Origin of the sequence: Bartonella sp. AP3QHHD, assembly GCF_042195765.1 — a bacterium.
Lineage (GTDB): Bacteria > Pseudomonadota > Alphaproteobacteria > Rhizobiales > Rhizobiaceae > Bartonella.
In genome coordinates, this window is sequence record NZ_JBHIPC010000085.1 from 186,333 (window position 1) to 200,312 (window position 13,980).

Annotated in this window: 11 protein-coding genes; 5 read left to right on the plus strand and 6 right to left on the minus strand. The window is 36.6% G+C overall.

The features are described from left to right. Nucleotides 1–531 precede the first annotated feature (531 nt). Nucleotides 532–2,298 (minus strand): ABC transporter ATP-binding protein, encoded by a 1,767-nt coding sequence (locus tag ACFIL7_RS05925; protein WP_375620868.1) that lies wholly within the window; start codon nucleotides 2,296–2,298, stop codon nucleotides 532–534. A 597-nt stretch (nucleotides 2,299–2,895) separates the two neighbouring features. Beyond that, nucleotides 2,896–3,414 carry a translation initiation factor IF-3 gene (infC, locus tag ACFIL7_RS05930; protein WP_375617486.1) on the minus strand — a complete coding sequence of 173 codons (519 nt, stop codon included), beginning with the start codon at nucleotides 3,412–3,414 and terminating at the stop codon, nucleotides 2,896–2,898. 196 nt (nucleotides 3,415–3,610) lie between these two features. Between infC and ACFIL7_RS05935 the strand changes: the two genes are divergently transcribed. From ACFIL7_RS05935 to dapE, 3 genes are all read left to right on the plus strand, one after another. Beyond that, nucleotides 3,611–4,390 carry an alpha/beta hydrolase gene (locus ACFIL7_RS05935; RefSeq protein ID WP_375633669.1) on the plus strand — a complete coding sequence of 260 codons (780 nt, stop codon included), beginning with the start codon at nucleotides 3,611–3,613 and terminating at the stop codon, nucleotides 4,388–4,390. Nucleotides 4,391–4,421: 31 nt separating this feature from the next. Next, complete coding sequence (locus tag ACFIL7_RS05940; protein ID WP_375611379.1) at nucleotides 4,422–5,168, plus strand: M48 family metallopeptidase; 747 nt, start codon at nucleotides 4,422–4,424, stop codon at nucleotides 5,166–5,168. 222 nt (nucleotides 5,169–5,390) lie between these two features. Next, entirely contained in the window at nucleotides 5,391–6,563 is a 1,173-nt protein-coding gene (gene dapE, locus ACFIL7_RS05945; protein WP_375676935.1) for a succinyl-diaminopimelate desuccinylase, read from the plus strand. Nucleotides 6,564–8,188: 1,625 nt separating this feature from the next. Here dapE and hemW read toward each other — a convergent pair. Continuing rightward, nucleotides 8,189–9,388: a radical SAM family heme chaperone HemW gene (gene hemW, locus ACFIL7_RS05950; protein WP_375633670.1), complete on the minus strand. Its 1,200-nt coding sequence runs from the start codon at nucleotides 9,386–9,388 to the stop codon at nucleotides 8,189–8,191. Further along, entirely contained in the window at nucleotides 9,385–10,032 is a 648-nt protein-coding gene (gene rdgB / locus ACFIL7_RS05955; RefSeq protein WP_375633671.1) for an RdgB/HAM1 family non-canonical purine NTP pyrophosphatase, read from the minus strand. Before rdgB ends, hemW begins: the two co-directional genes overlap by 4 nt. A 514-nt stretch (nucleotides 10,033–10,546) precedes the next feature. On the opposite strand from rdgB, the gene hrcA reads away from it, so the two are divergent. Further along, on the plus strand, nucleotides 10,547–11,617 hold the full coding sequence (hrcA, locus tag ACFIL7_RS05960) for a heat-inducible transcriptional repressor HrcA (RefSeq protein WP_375633672.1): 1,071 nt from the start codon (nucleotides 10,547–10,549) through the stop codon (nucleotides 11,615–11,617). Between the two features lie 124 nt (nucleotides 11,618–11,741). Next, a complete protein-coding gene (gene grpE, locus ACFIL7_RS05965) occupies nucleotides 11,742–12,404 on the plus strand; it encodes a nucleotide exchange factor GrpE (RefSeq protein ID WP_375633673.1) in 663 nt (220 codons plus the stop codon). Nucleotides 12,405–12,510: 106 nt separating this feature from the next. On the opposite strand, the gene thpR is transcribed toward grpE, so the two are convergent. Then, nucleotides 12,511–13,050 carry an RNA 2',3'-cyclic phosphodiesterase gene (thpR, locus tag ACFIL7_RS05970; protein WP_375633674.1) on the minus strand — a complete coding sequence of 180 codons (540 nt, stop codon included), beginning with the start codon at nucleotides 13,048–13,050 and terminating at the stop codon, nucleotides 12,511–12,513. Nucleotides 13,051–13,675: 625 nt separating this feature from the next. Further along, complete coding sequence (locus tag ACFIL7_RS05975; RefSeq protein WP_012754483.1) at nucleotides 13,676–13,969, minus strand: HPr family phosphocarrier protein; 294 nt, start codon at nucleotides 13,967–13,969, stop codon at nucleotides 13,676–13,678. Nucleotides 13,970–13,980: the final 11 nt, after the last annotated feature.

Genomic DNA, 13,980 nt, shown 5'->3' on the forward strand with positions numbered 1-13,980 from the left:
GCCTTTTTGACACAGTATTCTGAAAGCACGTGGTGAATATTTAGGGTAAGCCTTGTATAAGTGAATCACATAAGTTGTTATCAAGTGGAATGAGCTCAATAAAAATCTAGATTGTTTACAGATCAGATTGGGTAGAGTCTTTGTCCTTTAAAAGTTGTGTGGAGAAAAAAATTATCAGTGCAGGGATAAACACGGATAAAGGTTGTATTGATCCAGATTCATTATCATCCGCGATAATTTTTTCAAACCTTGATGCTCTCTCTTTCAGGATTCACAACACTTATGAATGTTTCAACACTTATTTGAGGAAGGGAAGGGGTTTTTGAAATTTCATGGTTAAAGTCAATTGCATTCAACAAAATAGCGAGTAAAGTTTTCATTTAAATCCAAGAAGTTTATTTTCAATAAACCATAAATTCTTCGCAAACTTTGATTAAAGTAATGCTTTTTCTTGGTAACAAGTCTTTTTTATAAATGGAGCATTACCTTCTATCCATTTTTTATTTCAAATTTTATTTAAGGATCTAGAAATTAGGAGGTATGTTTTTTGAACTGGATATTATGAAGTTTTTTATAAAACCCATGTTCTTTTGCTAGCAATTCTTTTTGAGTACCTTGTTCAATTAGTTGTCCATTTTGTATGACCACAATTTTATGAGCACGAGCAATCGTTGAAAGGCGATGAGCAATAATGATCGTTGTGCGTCCTTTAGTAAGGTGATGAATAGCTTCATTAATTTGTGCTTCGGTGTGTGAATCGAGCGCACTCGTTGCTTCATCAAGAATCAGAATTTCACTATCGTGAATCATTGCTCTAGCGATAGCGAGTCGTTGTTTTTGCCCCCCTGAAAGATTACAGCCATTATCACCTATCTGTGTATCATAACCATTTGGCAAACTCATAATAAAGTCATGAGCATTTGCTGCTTTTGCTGCTTCGATAATTTCGTCATCACTAGCTCCTTCTTTTCCAAGTCCGATATTATATTTAACAGTTCCTTGAAAGAGAAAAGTATCCTGTCCTACATAGGCCATCAGGTTTCTCAGAGAGCGAAATGTTGTGTAGCGAATGTCTTGATCATTAATCAATATGCGTCCTTTTGTGGGGTCATAGAGGCGCATAATAAGGTTGATAAGGGTTGATTTTCCCGAACCGGATGGTCCCACCAATGCTGTCATTTTTCCGGCTTCTATTTCTAGGTTGATGTCTTTCAATATCATTTTGTTATTAGTGTATGCAAAAGAAACATGTTCGAAACGAATAGTTCCTTGCGTTTTATTCAGATCTTTAGCTTCTTTATGTTCTACAACTGTAAGGGGACAATCGAGTATTTCAAACATCGTACGGATATTGACCAAGCCAGATTCAATTTTAACACGTACATTTGCTAGTCTTTTTGCGGGTTCATAAGCTAAAAGTAAAGCAACAATAAAGGACATAAATTCACCTTGAACACCTGCGCGTTGGGTTGCAAGATAACCGGAAAAACAAATAATACCTGCAATGGCAACACCCGTGAGTGTTTCCATAATTGGATTGGTAATAGCTTCGAGTGTTGCAATACTGTTTGTTTGTTTTTCAACATCACAAATGGCTTTGTCCATCCGTTTTTTCATGACTTCTTCTAGTGAAAAGGCCTTGATGATTCGAATACCAACAGCCGTTTCCTGTACGATTTTGATAATTTCACCAAGTGAAAGGAGCTCTTTTTCCATCAAGCTGCGAACGCGTTTTAAAGCCATTCGAACGCCTAAAAAAGCTAGTGGTCCTACGATTAAAGTAATGGAGATTAACACAAAGTTTTGAATGAACATGACAAGCAACAGACCACTAACGGAAAGCAAATCACGTACAAAAGTTGTGATAATAGTATCAATTATATTACGTACGGCTGTCGCATTATGAGTTACACGAACAAGAAGATCAGATGAAGTGTTATTATGATAAAAAGAGACTCCTTGTTCCATAAGTCGTGCAAAAATTTTACGCTGTTGTTCAGCAATGATACTATTGCCTGCTTTGTTTAGAAAGTAAGTTTGGAAAAAAGTTGCAACTCCTTTGAGAATAAAGATAAAAGCAATGAAGCTAGAAATCAAAACAATCATAGGAAAATTTTGTGCATCAATAATCTGATTAACAACATCCCGCATAATCCATGCACTGGTTGCTGTGGTACAAGAAATGATGATCATTGAGAAGATAGCCGCACTATACCAACGCATATGTTTACGAAAATTTTCTCGCAAAAGGCGGATAATAAGATGTTTGTCAAAAGAGGAAATTTGTTTTTTAGCCATGAAGAGCTTCTATATTCTCTCATTATTTTATGCAAGATTGAAACACTCTTAATTAAGAAGCCCCTTAATCTTTTTTACAAAAATAGCTTTTTCTTTCAAGGTTCATCACATCAATTTCACGATGGTGAGAGTGAAGAATGTAGTGCAAAGTTTCTGTGAAAGGTATAACGAAAATTCGTTGTTCATCATTATTTTTAGTTTTCAATAAAAGGTACCGGCAAGTTTCACTATTGTATTTACCAATTTCCATATTGTGATAGTCTTTGGCACTTGAAATAGTTCACAAAAAACATTTCTGCTTTTTTGATAATTTTTATGTATCATCTCCATTTGTGATGTGTAAGCAAACAATTTTGCCGCATTGCATGATACAGAGAGCTTGAAATAAGAAGACCTTACGATGTTTGAGTTTTCTCATTTAATATGCAAAATAATGAATTCTTCTTATAAATCGATCAAGCATTATTAAACTCTTAAAAGGATTTATACACATTTATAAAACCTTAAAAGCACCACAAAAACTCTATGTGGTGCTTCTAAATAATACTATACACATCATTTTGATGAATTGCATGCGAATATTATTCCAATGCAAAACTATTTAGGTGCTATCACCATCATCATTTGCCGGCCTTCAAGCTTTGGCTCCAATTCGATTTTGGCAATTTCACTTGTATCTTCTTTCACACGCTGAAGAAGCTTTAATCCAAGATCTTGGTGAGCCATCTCACGACCACGAAAACGCAAAGTAATCTTTACTTTATCACCATGATCAATAAAGCGATGAACAGCCTTGAGTTTGACTCCATAATCATGGACATCAACATTTGGGCGCATCTTAATCTCTTTGATTTCGATGACTTTTTGCTTCTTACGTGTTTCAGCAGCTTTTTTTTGGGTTTGATATTTTAATTTTCCCAAATCGATGATTTTACATACAGGTGGCTCCGCATTTGGTACAATTTCAACCAAATCAAGTCCCGCATCTGCAGCCATAGCAAGAGCTTCTTGTATCGAAACAACTCCCTGATGTTGTCCCTCATCATTGATAAGCTGAACATGAGGTACCCGAATATCCTGATTTGAACGTGGTCCGTCTTTTTGGGTAGGTGTCATTTTAAACGGTTTACGAATGGTTTATGCTCCTTAAATTTTGATTCAACTACAGTTAATTTAATATACAATTATGTACCTAAAAACAACTATAATTCGTGTTATTTTCATTATTTGATTTATTACTTTTTGGGATGATTTAGATTATAAAAGTTTTTCTCTTAATTTAAAGAAATTATTTTATGGAGGATAAAGAATCATGGATCAAAATATTCCTTGTCAGTTTTTTTCATTTGAGAACACCGCACTTGCAGTACGCTATCGCAAGGGGCGCCAATCTCCAGGTTTGGTTTGGCTTCCTGGCTATCAATCCGATATGTTAGGAAGTAAGGCAACGTTAGTTGATCAGTTTGCTCAGAAGAATGATTTGTCTTGTTTACGTTTTGATTATTCTGGACATGGAGAATCTGAAGGTGATTTTTTTCAAGGAACAATTTCGCGTTGGGTTAAGGAAAGTTTAGCGACTTTTGAAACCTATTGTGAGGGTCCACAAATTTTGATTGGTTCCTCTATGGGTGGGTGGATTGCGCTAAGGCTTGCTATGATGCTAGCACAGAAAAATAAGAAGCTTGCTGGCATGGTATTGATTGCTCCAGCACCTGATTTTACACAAACATTGGTGGAACCAAAATTAGGCCCAGAAGAATGGAAGATTTTGGAGGAGAAAGGCTATATTGAACGACCTGCAGTTGATGATACAGAGCCAATGCCCTTTACAAAAACATTGATTGAAGATGGGCGCGAAAATTGTGTTATGAAAGGATGCATTGATGTTGGGTGTCCAGTCCATATTCTACAAGGGATGGAAGATGAAGATATTCCCTATCAGCATACATTGACTTTACTTGATCATTTACCTCTCCATGATGTAACATTGACACTTGTTCGTGATGCAGATCATCGCTTTTCTCGTCCACAAGATTTAGATTGCCTTGAAACAGTATTGAGATCTTTTATTAATCAGATTAATGCAAAGTAAGGGGTACATTTATTGATGAAGATAAAAATATATGAGCATTTCTAAACAGCATTTTATTTTTTCTGAGCGCTCTGTACCTGTACGGGTGCGGGAAAATAAGTATGCGCGCCGTCTTACCTTACGTATTGATGCCAGAAGTCAGGAGATTTGTGTAACAACACCACCAGCAATAAATCTCTATGCGGTTGAAAATTTTATTGAAAAGCATCGATCTTGGATTGAGGCACGTCTTGCTCATGTACAAATCTCTCATAAAAATGCTTATCTCAAAGAGGGGGCGACAATTCCCTTATTGGGTGTTTCTCATACCATAAAACATAGAGAGGGACGTGGAGTAACAGAAATCATTACAGCAGATGCGGAGCAAGGGCCTGAAATTATTGTTTATGGTCAATTAGAATATCTTCCAAGACGCATTGCTGACGTTTTAAAAAAACAAGCGGCGCTTATTATAACGCCTTTGGTGGCACATTATGCTCATCAGGTAGAGCGTAAAGTCAAATCCATTTGTTATAAAGATACGAGAAGTCGTTGGGGCTCTTGTTCAATAGATAAGCGTCTTTCTTTTTCTTGGCGCCTTATTATGGCGCCAAAAGAAGTTGTGGAATATGTTGTTGCCCATGAAGTTGCTCATCTTGTTGAAATGAATCATGGGCCAAGATTTTGGGCTCTTTGTGAAGAGCTATGTCCTGATAGTAAAACATATCGTGCTTGGTTGAAAGAAAATGCTCCTAGACTGCATGCAATTAATTTTGATTCATATAATTTAGAGGCGTAAAAAACTTTCAAATGAAGGCAATATTTAACGGAACTTTTTGTTGAGTGTTTTGTTGTGTGTGTGCTTGCTCATGTATAATGAGGAAGCCATTGAAGCTCTCAGCACGATTGTTCTCCCCTGCTTGGTTTGCTGAGTGTCTTCAATGTTTTTACTTTATCTTTTTTGTAATTCAGCGTAATAACCCTAAGTTCCGATGACTTATAAAAAATGGGAAGGTTTTTTATGTCTGTTCTTACAGATCCACTTCAGCTATTACAGGCACTTATTCGTTGTCCTTCTGTTACACCTCATGAAGCAGGGGCGTTATCAACTTTGGAACAATTTTTGAAAAAAATGGGATTTCATGTCGAGCGCCCTATTTTTACGGATAAAAATACAGACAATGTTGAAAATCTTTATGCAAAAATGGGAAGTGAAGGACCCCATCTTATGTTTGCGGGTCATACGGATGTCGTACCGCCAGGTGCATTGGAAGATTGGACTTATCCACCTTTTGAAGCTGTCATAGATCAAGGAAAATTATATGGGCGGGGTGCTGTTGATATGAAGGGTGGAATCGCTTGTTTTATTGCGGCTCTAGCGCGAGTTTTTGAGAAACGACCCATTAAAGGAAGGGTAAGCCTTTTAATTACTGGTGATGAAGAGGGGCCTGCTGTTAATGGTACGGTAAAACTTCTCAAATGGGCAGAAAAAAAAGGTGAAAAATGGACTGCGGCTCTTGTGGGGGAACCAACAAGCGTAAAGACTGTTGGTGATATTATCAAAATTGGTCGCCGCGGATCGATTTCTGGTATTATTACCGTGAAGGGTCGCCAAGGTCATGTTGCTTTTCCAGAGCGGGCTGCTAATCCCTTGCCTTTGGCAAGTAAGCTTATTCAAGCATTGACACAAACTGCTTTAGATAAAGGGACAGAGAATTTTCAACCTAGTAATCTAGAGCTAACAAGCATCGATACCGGTAATTTAACAGTCAATATTATCCCAGCGCAGACAACAGTTCGTTTTAATATACGCTACAATGATCTTTGGACAAAAGAAACACTGGTGGAGGAAATTGAAAAGCGTCTTGCTTTGGTGCAATCAAAAAACAATGGTAACCAATATCCCTCTTATCAGCTTGAATGGATTCCAAGTTTAGGGGATGTTTTTTTAACCAAAAATGATAAACTTATTCAAACTTTATCCAATGCTATTAAAAGTGTAACAGGGAATATACCAGAATGTTCCACTTCAGGTGGTAGTTCGGATGCGCGATTTATTAAGGATTATTGCCCAGTGGTTGAATTCGGCTTACCAGGGCAAACGATGCATATGGTAGATGAGTGTGTGTCCCTTGATGCAGTGGAAACGCTTACTACTATTTATGAGCGTTTTATTATTGATTTTTTTTCATAAAGAAAAGATTGCTGGTTCAAAAATACTTTTATCTTGTTGTGCCATAAGATATTACCATTTAAGGTATGGTGATACGAGTTCCGTAAAACTTAATATATTAAGTGGTTTTAGAGTAAGTGATGAATATTCTTAAGTTGGGATTCTTGTCTGTAGAATCTTTAGTTAATTGAATTACATAATTGGAAAGCCAAAAGAGGACTGCTTGAAGAAGCAGAACTATTTAGACCATATTAGATTGAAAATATTCGTTCTTTAAGGTGTAGAAAGGCAGTGCAATCATATATGGAAAACAATGAATATTATATCATCATTGTGTAGTGACAGGTTGAAGCCATGAAGACACACAAAAACATGTTGCTATTGTAAAAAGTTTGTACAACATAAATGCGCTCATTCACAGCTCATGTTTTAATATGGTTTCTGAGCTCTCACAAAAGGTACCTCTTATTTCAATTAGACTCTCTTAGAATAAAGACTATAGGAAAAGCGCTTTAAGTTTATTTTATTTCATATATTTTGCTCTGCTTTTTTTGTCCCCAAGAACTTCCGTTGCAATATCATTACGAGATAGAAGGTGAGCTTATTTAATCAGCTTTAATATTGGTTATGATAAAGGTACACAGAAATTCTTTTGTAGCATCACGTTGACTTCTTTAGCCAAGGATTGTCCTAGTATTATTCTCAATTTTTTAATAAAATAACCTTAAAGGACGCGTATAGATACTCATAAGCATGTACGCATACAAGTGAAATTATATGGGATTAATGTCATTTCGCTCGCTAACAAAGCAATCTCGATTCATATTTGGTATATTTGCCATTTGAGTGCATTATTTGTGTAATAAAGCTCATGATGTTGCTGTTATCTATAAATCAACACCAATCATACAGCCGCGTATCTCAAATAAATATTGGTTCAGTATTTTTTGCGACAACAGCTTTTATATGCCAGAATAGGATAAAAGTATTGTGTATATCTATTTTTTATAATCTCTGAAACAGACATACAACCACAACCTGATTGAGGGAAAATATAAAAGGTATAAAGGTGAAAATCAGCGTGCTTTTTTACTCTCCTTTTTTATTCGGCTTTACGGTTTTCAAAAGTAACTAGAGTAATATCTTTTTAAATAATCAGAGACTGATGCATGGCTTCATGCTTATTTCTCTGGTTCTTTAAATGGTGCCACGATTTCATAAAGAACAATACATTATCGTATTATGCATTCACATACTTGTTTTAAAGAAATTTTCTCAATGTTTATCACATTTATGCCACTACGGTGCTTATGAATAGTGTAGTATAAAATTTTCCGTGAAGCGTATAAAGTCTACAGTGCCTCCTCATCTTTATGTTTATGAAAAATAAAGTTAGAGCACCATACATTTTCTAGCTCAAAATATTGCAATAGCTTTTAGCATTTAAGAGTGTTCATCAGAGGCCTTTTTACTCCTTTTTTATAGTTTTTATCCACATACTTCTCCCTTTTTAAGGTGTAAGCAAATGGCGGTAACTAGCTTGCTATAAATAGTTTTGAAATGAGAGAATCTCACGATATTCTAATCTCACCTTTGCTGTGAAAAATGATAATTATGATTAAAATAAGTATGTTGTTATAAAAACTTTAGTTTGCGAGTTGGCTGATGATGTGATCAAGAACAATACGTCCTTTGGTTGTTGCTTTTAAGCGTTGGTTATCCACCATTTCTATCAATTCTTGGTGTTGTAAATCGATCAGTTTTTCCATTGGAATGCGTTTAGGGCTTAAGGTTTCATAGCGTATAAGTTCTAAGCCTTCGCAAAGGCGTAATCCCATAAGGAGCATTTCATTTGCCTGTTGTTCAGTGGTTAAATGTTCTGTTTCAATACAGCCATGTCCTGTTGTTTCTACCAAATTAAGCCACTGTTCGGGATGCTTTTCATTTATTGTGACATAACGTTCGCGGTTTTCAAGGTGTGATGACAATGTTTTTGAACAGAAATAGGAATGATTCGGTGTATGCTCAATGAAACGTCCATGTGCTCCTGGACCAAAGCCTGCATATTGGTGATAACGCCAATAAAGAAGATTGTGTGCTGATTCGGCACCGGGCATTGCATGGTTTGAGATTTCATAGGCAGGAAGTCCATTTAGTGCCGTTATTTCTTGAGTAAGATGATACAGATCTGTTGCTAGCTCTGATGGGGGAAGGATAAGTCTTCCTGCATCATGAAGCCGTTTAAAGGCAGTTCCTTCTTCGATTGTCAATTGATAAAGAGAAAGATGGTCCGCTGCTAAATCAATTGCTTGTACAAGTTCAGATTTCCATTGTTCAAGGGTTTGTTCGGGACGGGCATAAATGAGATCAAAGGATAAACGTGGAAAAATTTTCCGTGCTAAAGTAATGGCGCAAAGAGCTTGTTCCACATTATGGAGTCGGCCAAGTTTGCGCAATGCTTTATCATTGAGCGCTTGTATTCCTAGAGATAAGCGATTAACACCTGCCGCACGGTATCCACGAAAGCGCTCTGCTTCCACACTGGATGGATTGGCTTCTAATGTAATTTCAACTTTATCATCGACTACCCATTTTTTTGCAAGTGCTTGCAATAGGGCATCGACAGTCTGTGGCTCCATAAGAGAAGGGGTTCCTCCACCAATAAAAATACTTGTAATATGGCGTGGGCCTATTTTGTGGTATTGCGTTTCTATTTCGCGCTTAAAGGCGGTGACAAAACGTGGTTGATCAACACCATGGATGCGAACATGCGAATTAAAGTCACAATAAGGACATTTAGCTGCACAAAAGGGCCAATGAATGTAAATGCCGAAAGGTTCATTCATGAGAATGCTAAAAGGTTTTCTGCCAAAAGTTTGAAAGCACGTGCGCGATGCGAAAGAGGGAGAAGATCATTACGTTTCCAGTTGTGTTTTTGCTCTGTTGACATTTCTCCAAAGGTATTTTCATATCCATCGGGTAAAAAAATAGGATCAAAACCAAAGCCTTTGTCTCCCCGTGGAGGCCAAATGAACGTTCCTTCAACGCATCCGCGGAAGTAATCTGCATGAGCATCAGGCCATGCAATGCAAATGATGGATATAAAACGGCATTTCCGTTGACTTTTTTCTCGTGCTCCGACTTTTTGGAGTTCATTTTCTATTTTTTTCATAGCTTTTGGAAAATTACGTGTACCATCGGCTTGAATTGCCCAATCAGCGGTATAAACGCCTGGCGCACCCTCCAATGCATCTACCTCTAAGCCTGAATCATCAGAGAGTGCAGGAAGTCCTGTTTTTTTTGCTGCTGAAAAAGCTTTAATATAAGCATTTTCTTCAAATGTTTTTCCCGTTTCTTTTGGTTCTGGCAAGCCCAGTTCTTTTGCCGATTGTATTATTAAACCGAAAGGCGTAATTAAAGTAGTGATTTCATGCAATTTTCCGGTGTTATGTGTAGCAATGACAAGTTTTTTATCTGCTATGCTTCTCATATAGATTTCTCCAAAAATGAAAGGGGAATTATTTTTGTGCTAAAAACCGGTTTAAATGCTCATACACACACATTCTGCTTGATTTTACATGATATGATTATTTTACACGTTTTATGATATTTTATTCCAATAAAAATTTTTATCTTGCACGAAGATAATCTTGCAAAGATAAGAAAGACATGTCTTTTTTATGATAGCATTTTATGGTAAATTTCCAATTTTCTGCTTGCTCTAAAGGGTGAAATTTTCTATTTACAGCGGTTTTTAATCAATCTAGATTTTCTTGACAAGTCCCTACAGCAGACCACTTTACAGATCAACTCTTAATCTTAAATATTTCTCACACACTCTAACAAAAAATATTTCCCGCGTAATTTATCAAGCATCACTCTGAAAGGTAGCATTTTACAGCTCAATAGGATAATATGTTTTTATACTACTTTAGACTATTTGACCAAACCTTGGCAAAACTTATATAAGAGATGAGGATTTTAGAAGTAGTGAAACAATTGTGATGAAGCACAAAACTATTGATAATGAACTAAAATATCTTGATGAACGTTCGCGTGATATTTTTCGCCATATTGTTGAAGCTTATCTTAATGATGGTGAACCTGTAGGATCACGTAATCTTTCGCGGCTTTTACAACAGACATTATCGCCTGCGACGATTCGCAATGTGATGAGTGATCTTGAACATCTCGGTTTGATTTATGCACCACATGTTTCTGCGGGTCGAATGCCAACACAATCAGGTTTACGCTTTTTTGTTGATGCATTTATGGAAGCGGGTGATTTGCCAAACGAAGAGCGAGAAAATATTGAAATGCAAGTCAAAGAGGCTGGTCATGCACAATCGGTTGAACATTTTCTTGTTCAAGCAAGCCGAGTTCTTTCAGATCTTTCACGTGGGGCAGGGCTTGTTTTAGCAACAAAACAAGAAGGAACATTGAAACATATTGAATTTGTGCGCCTTGATAGGGAGCACGCTCTTGCCGTTTTGGTGACTCAACAAGGTGAAGTTGAAAATCGTATTGTTCATTTACCAGAAGGGGTTACTCATGCACAATTGACGGAAGCAATGAATTTTCTCAATGCCCATATCCAAGGGCGTACATTGAGTGAAGCTAAAGGGGAAATTGCCCGCTTATGCGCAGAAACACGGGCTGCACTTGATGATTTATCGCATCATCTTGTTGAAACGGGATTAGCTCTTTGGGGAGGAGAAGGTGCTGATCATAAAATACACCTCATTGTTCGCGGGCGTAGCAATTTACTTGAAGATGTGAAAGCAGAAGAAGATTTAGAACGATTACGCCATTTGTTTGATGATCTTGAAACGCGTGAGAGTATGGCACAGCTTCTCGATTTAACGGATGAAGGTTCTGGGGTTAGAATTTTTATTGGTTCAGAAAATAAGTTATTTTCACTTTCTGGTTCTTCTTTAGTTGTAGCACCTTATCGTGATTCACAACAAAGAGTCATTGGTGCTTTAGGTGTTATTGGTCCTACACGGCTTAATTATGCAAGGATCGTGCCCATGGTTGATTATACAGCTCAACTTGTGTCACAGTTATTGCGTTAAAACGATGCAAGTAAGTATTTGTACTATAAAAGCTCATTGTATTATATACATCGATACCCCTTGATTTTTGTCTGTAGAATTTCGATATCGAGAATAACGAATCTTATGAAGGAATAAAATTTTTATGTCTGATGAAAAAAACAAATTTACTGACGCTTCATTTGAAAATTGTGATTTAAAAAATCCAGCTGATCGTAATACACTTAAACAGGCAGCCGATGAATTTTTAAAAACACATAAAACAGAGGAACACGAAGTCGTTGAAACTGAAAGCAATGAGATTAGTGATCTTTTAGCCTCTTTGCAGGATGAAAATAAAGAATTGAAAGATCAACTTTTACGTCTTGTTGCAGATATGGAAAATCTTCGACGCCGTACTATGCGAGATGTGGCGGATGCAAAGGCTTATTCCATTGCTAATTTTGCACGGGATATGTTATCGGTTTCTGACAATCTCAATCGTGCTTTGGAAGCTATTCCAGAAGGTGCACGGGAGAGTGATGCTGGTTTGAAATCATTGGCAGAAGGCGTTGAAATGACTGAACGTGCCATGATGGCAGCATTAGAACGTCATGGGGTGCAAAAAATTCATCCAGAGGGGCAAAAATTTGATCCTCACTTTCATCAAGCGATGTTTGAAATTCCCAATGCTGATGTTCCAGATAATACTGTTCAACAAGTGGTTCAGGCAGGTTATATTATCGGGGAAAGGGTGCTGCGTCCAGCTATAGTGGGTGTAGCTAAAGGAGGAGCAAAAGAAGCTTCTGTTGAAGCTGATTCGGATTAAAACACATCAATAATAAATCTCTAACATAAAATGCAGTATTCCCTGCAATCACACATATATGAAGTCTTTTCTTAAAGGGGTTTTAAAGGGTGTTATAAACACCCTTTTATCTTTGAAGCGCCCAACTTCCTTTTACAATATAGGGAGCCTTATTTAAGGGAGAGGCCGATAACAATAAAACAAAATGATCAACCTCAAAAGGAGGAACAAAAAAATCATCTTGAAAAGATAGATAATAAGAAAGATCTTTAAGATTAATATCAAATATTCGTGCAAGAGTGATATGCGGAATAAATAGTCTTTTATCAGGCTTTAACTCTAATTTATTCCGGATATATTGCGTCTTTTCATGTAAAAGAATAAGCTTTTCACAAGGTTCAATGCGAACCACAAGAGAATGAGGAGCATTTTCTGAACCAAAAACTTCAAAACCTTTTATCTGTAGCGTAAAAGAAGGAAGTTCTATAGTGTTAAAGGTATGCATAATTTCATCTGCTAAGGAGCTTTCAACTTCGCCAAAAAAAGATAAGGTGACATGAAAATTTTGCGGGTTGATCCATTGCGCTTTTGGTAAGCCATTTTGCAATGATACGAGGGCTTTTGTTGTTTGTTGAGGAATCTGAAGAGCACTAAATAGACGACCCATGATATTATCTCCTTATAATGAAAGATGCTATCTCAAGCGCAATATAGATAATAAGGGCGGGGCACGTATCACAGAAAACAAGGCAATAGTATAGAAAAAGAATGTCTAAAAAATGCTTACTATAATTATGAGCGTACAAAGCTTATTCGTTTTAAGAAATGGTTATGACATTGATAAGAATTGCGTTTTCAGGATCTGTATCACAATGATGTGCAATGGAAGATTACTTGTGTATTATAAAGGCTACAAAGTTAGCAGAAAATAAGAAAAGTTGATAGATTTTTGATGTGCGAAATTATTTTGACGTTTATCTTTAGTCTAAAATAAAGCATACTTTAATACAAGGTGAAGAGTTCTCTTTTCTGTAAAAATTTAATTATATGATTAAATCGGGGAATAGCCATAATACGCAAAACTATTCAAATTGGTCAAATAATGTTAGGAAAGGAAGAAAAAAATCGAGCATAACAAAATTACTATAAGCTTTTACATTTATGATAATTATGCCAATCTATAATGGATATGAATATTGGTATAAAAGCGGGAAGAGAAATTAAAATTCAAAATAATGATGGAAAGTTCCTATTTTCTAAGAATCATCATCCTTGTTTATGATGAAAAAGCACTAGTTTTCCTCTCCAAAGTTGTTATTGATGAGCTTTTCAAGAGCATTAAGAGCATCTGTTGCTTCTGGTCCTGAAACACGAATGGTGAGGTTGCAACCGGATGAAGCCGCTAGCATCATAAGTCCCATAATTGATGATCCGCCAACAATTTTTCCGTCCTTTTCAACTTCAACAGTAACATTAAAATTGTCAACAGTTTGTACAAATTTTGCAGAAGCACGTGCATGCAATCCACGTTTATTACAGATATTGAAATGACGACTTATACATGGGAGGGTATCTTTGGAAAACATTGGTATTTTAT

Coding starts and splice junctions, on each gene's coding strand:
- ACFIL7_RS05925 (WP_375620868.1), bottom strand. CDS start 2,298: ATGGCTAAAAAACAAATTTCCTCTTTTGACAAACATCTTATTATCCGC.
- infC (WP_375617486.1), bottom strand. CDS start 3,414: ATGACACCTACCCAAAAAGACGGACCACGTTCAAATCAGGATATTCGG.
- ACFIL7_RS05935 (WP_375633669.1), top strand. CDS start 3,611: ATGGATCAAAATATTCCTTGTCAGTTTTTTTCATTTGAGAACACCGCA.
- ACFIL7_RS05940 (WP_375611379.1), top strand. CDS start 4,422: ATGAGCATTTCTAAACAGCATTTTATTTTTTCTGAGCGCTCTGTACCT.
- dapE (WP_375676935.1), top strand. CDS start 5,391: ATGTCTGTTCTTACAGATCCACTTCAGCTATTACAGGCACTTATTCGT.
- hemW (WP_375633670.1), bottom strand. CDS start 9,388: ATGAATGAACCTTTCGGCATTTACATTCATTGGCCCTTTTGTGCAGCT.
- rdgB (WP_375633671.1), bottom strand. CDS start 10,032: ATGAGAAGCATAGCAGATAAAAAACTTGTCATTGCTACACATAACACC.
- hrcA (WP_375633672.1), top strand. CDS start 10,547: ATGAAGCACAAAACTATTGATAATGAACTAAAATATCTTGATGAACGT.
- grpE (WP_375633673.1), top strand. CDS start 11,742: ATGTCTGATGAAAAAAACAAATTTACTGACGCTTCATTTGAAAATTGT.
- thpR (WP_375633674.1), bottom strand. CDS start 13,050: ATGGGTCGTCTATTTAGTGCTCTTCAGATTCCTCAACAAACAACAAAA.
- ACFIL7_RS05975 (WP_012754483.1), bottom strand. CDS start 13,969: ATGTTTTCCAAAGATACCCTCCCATGTATAAGTCGTCATTTCAATATC.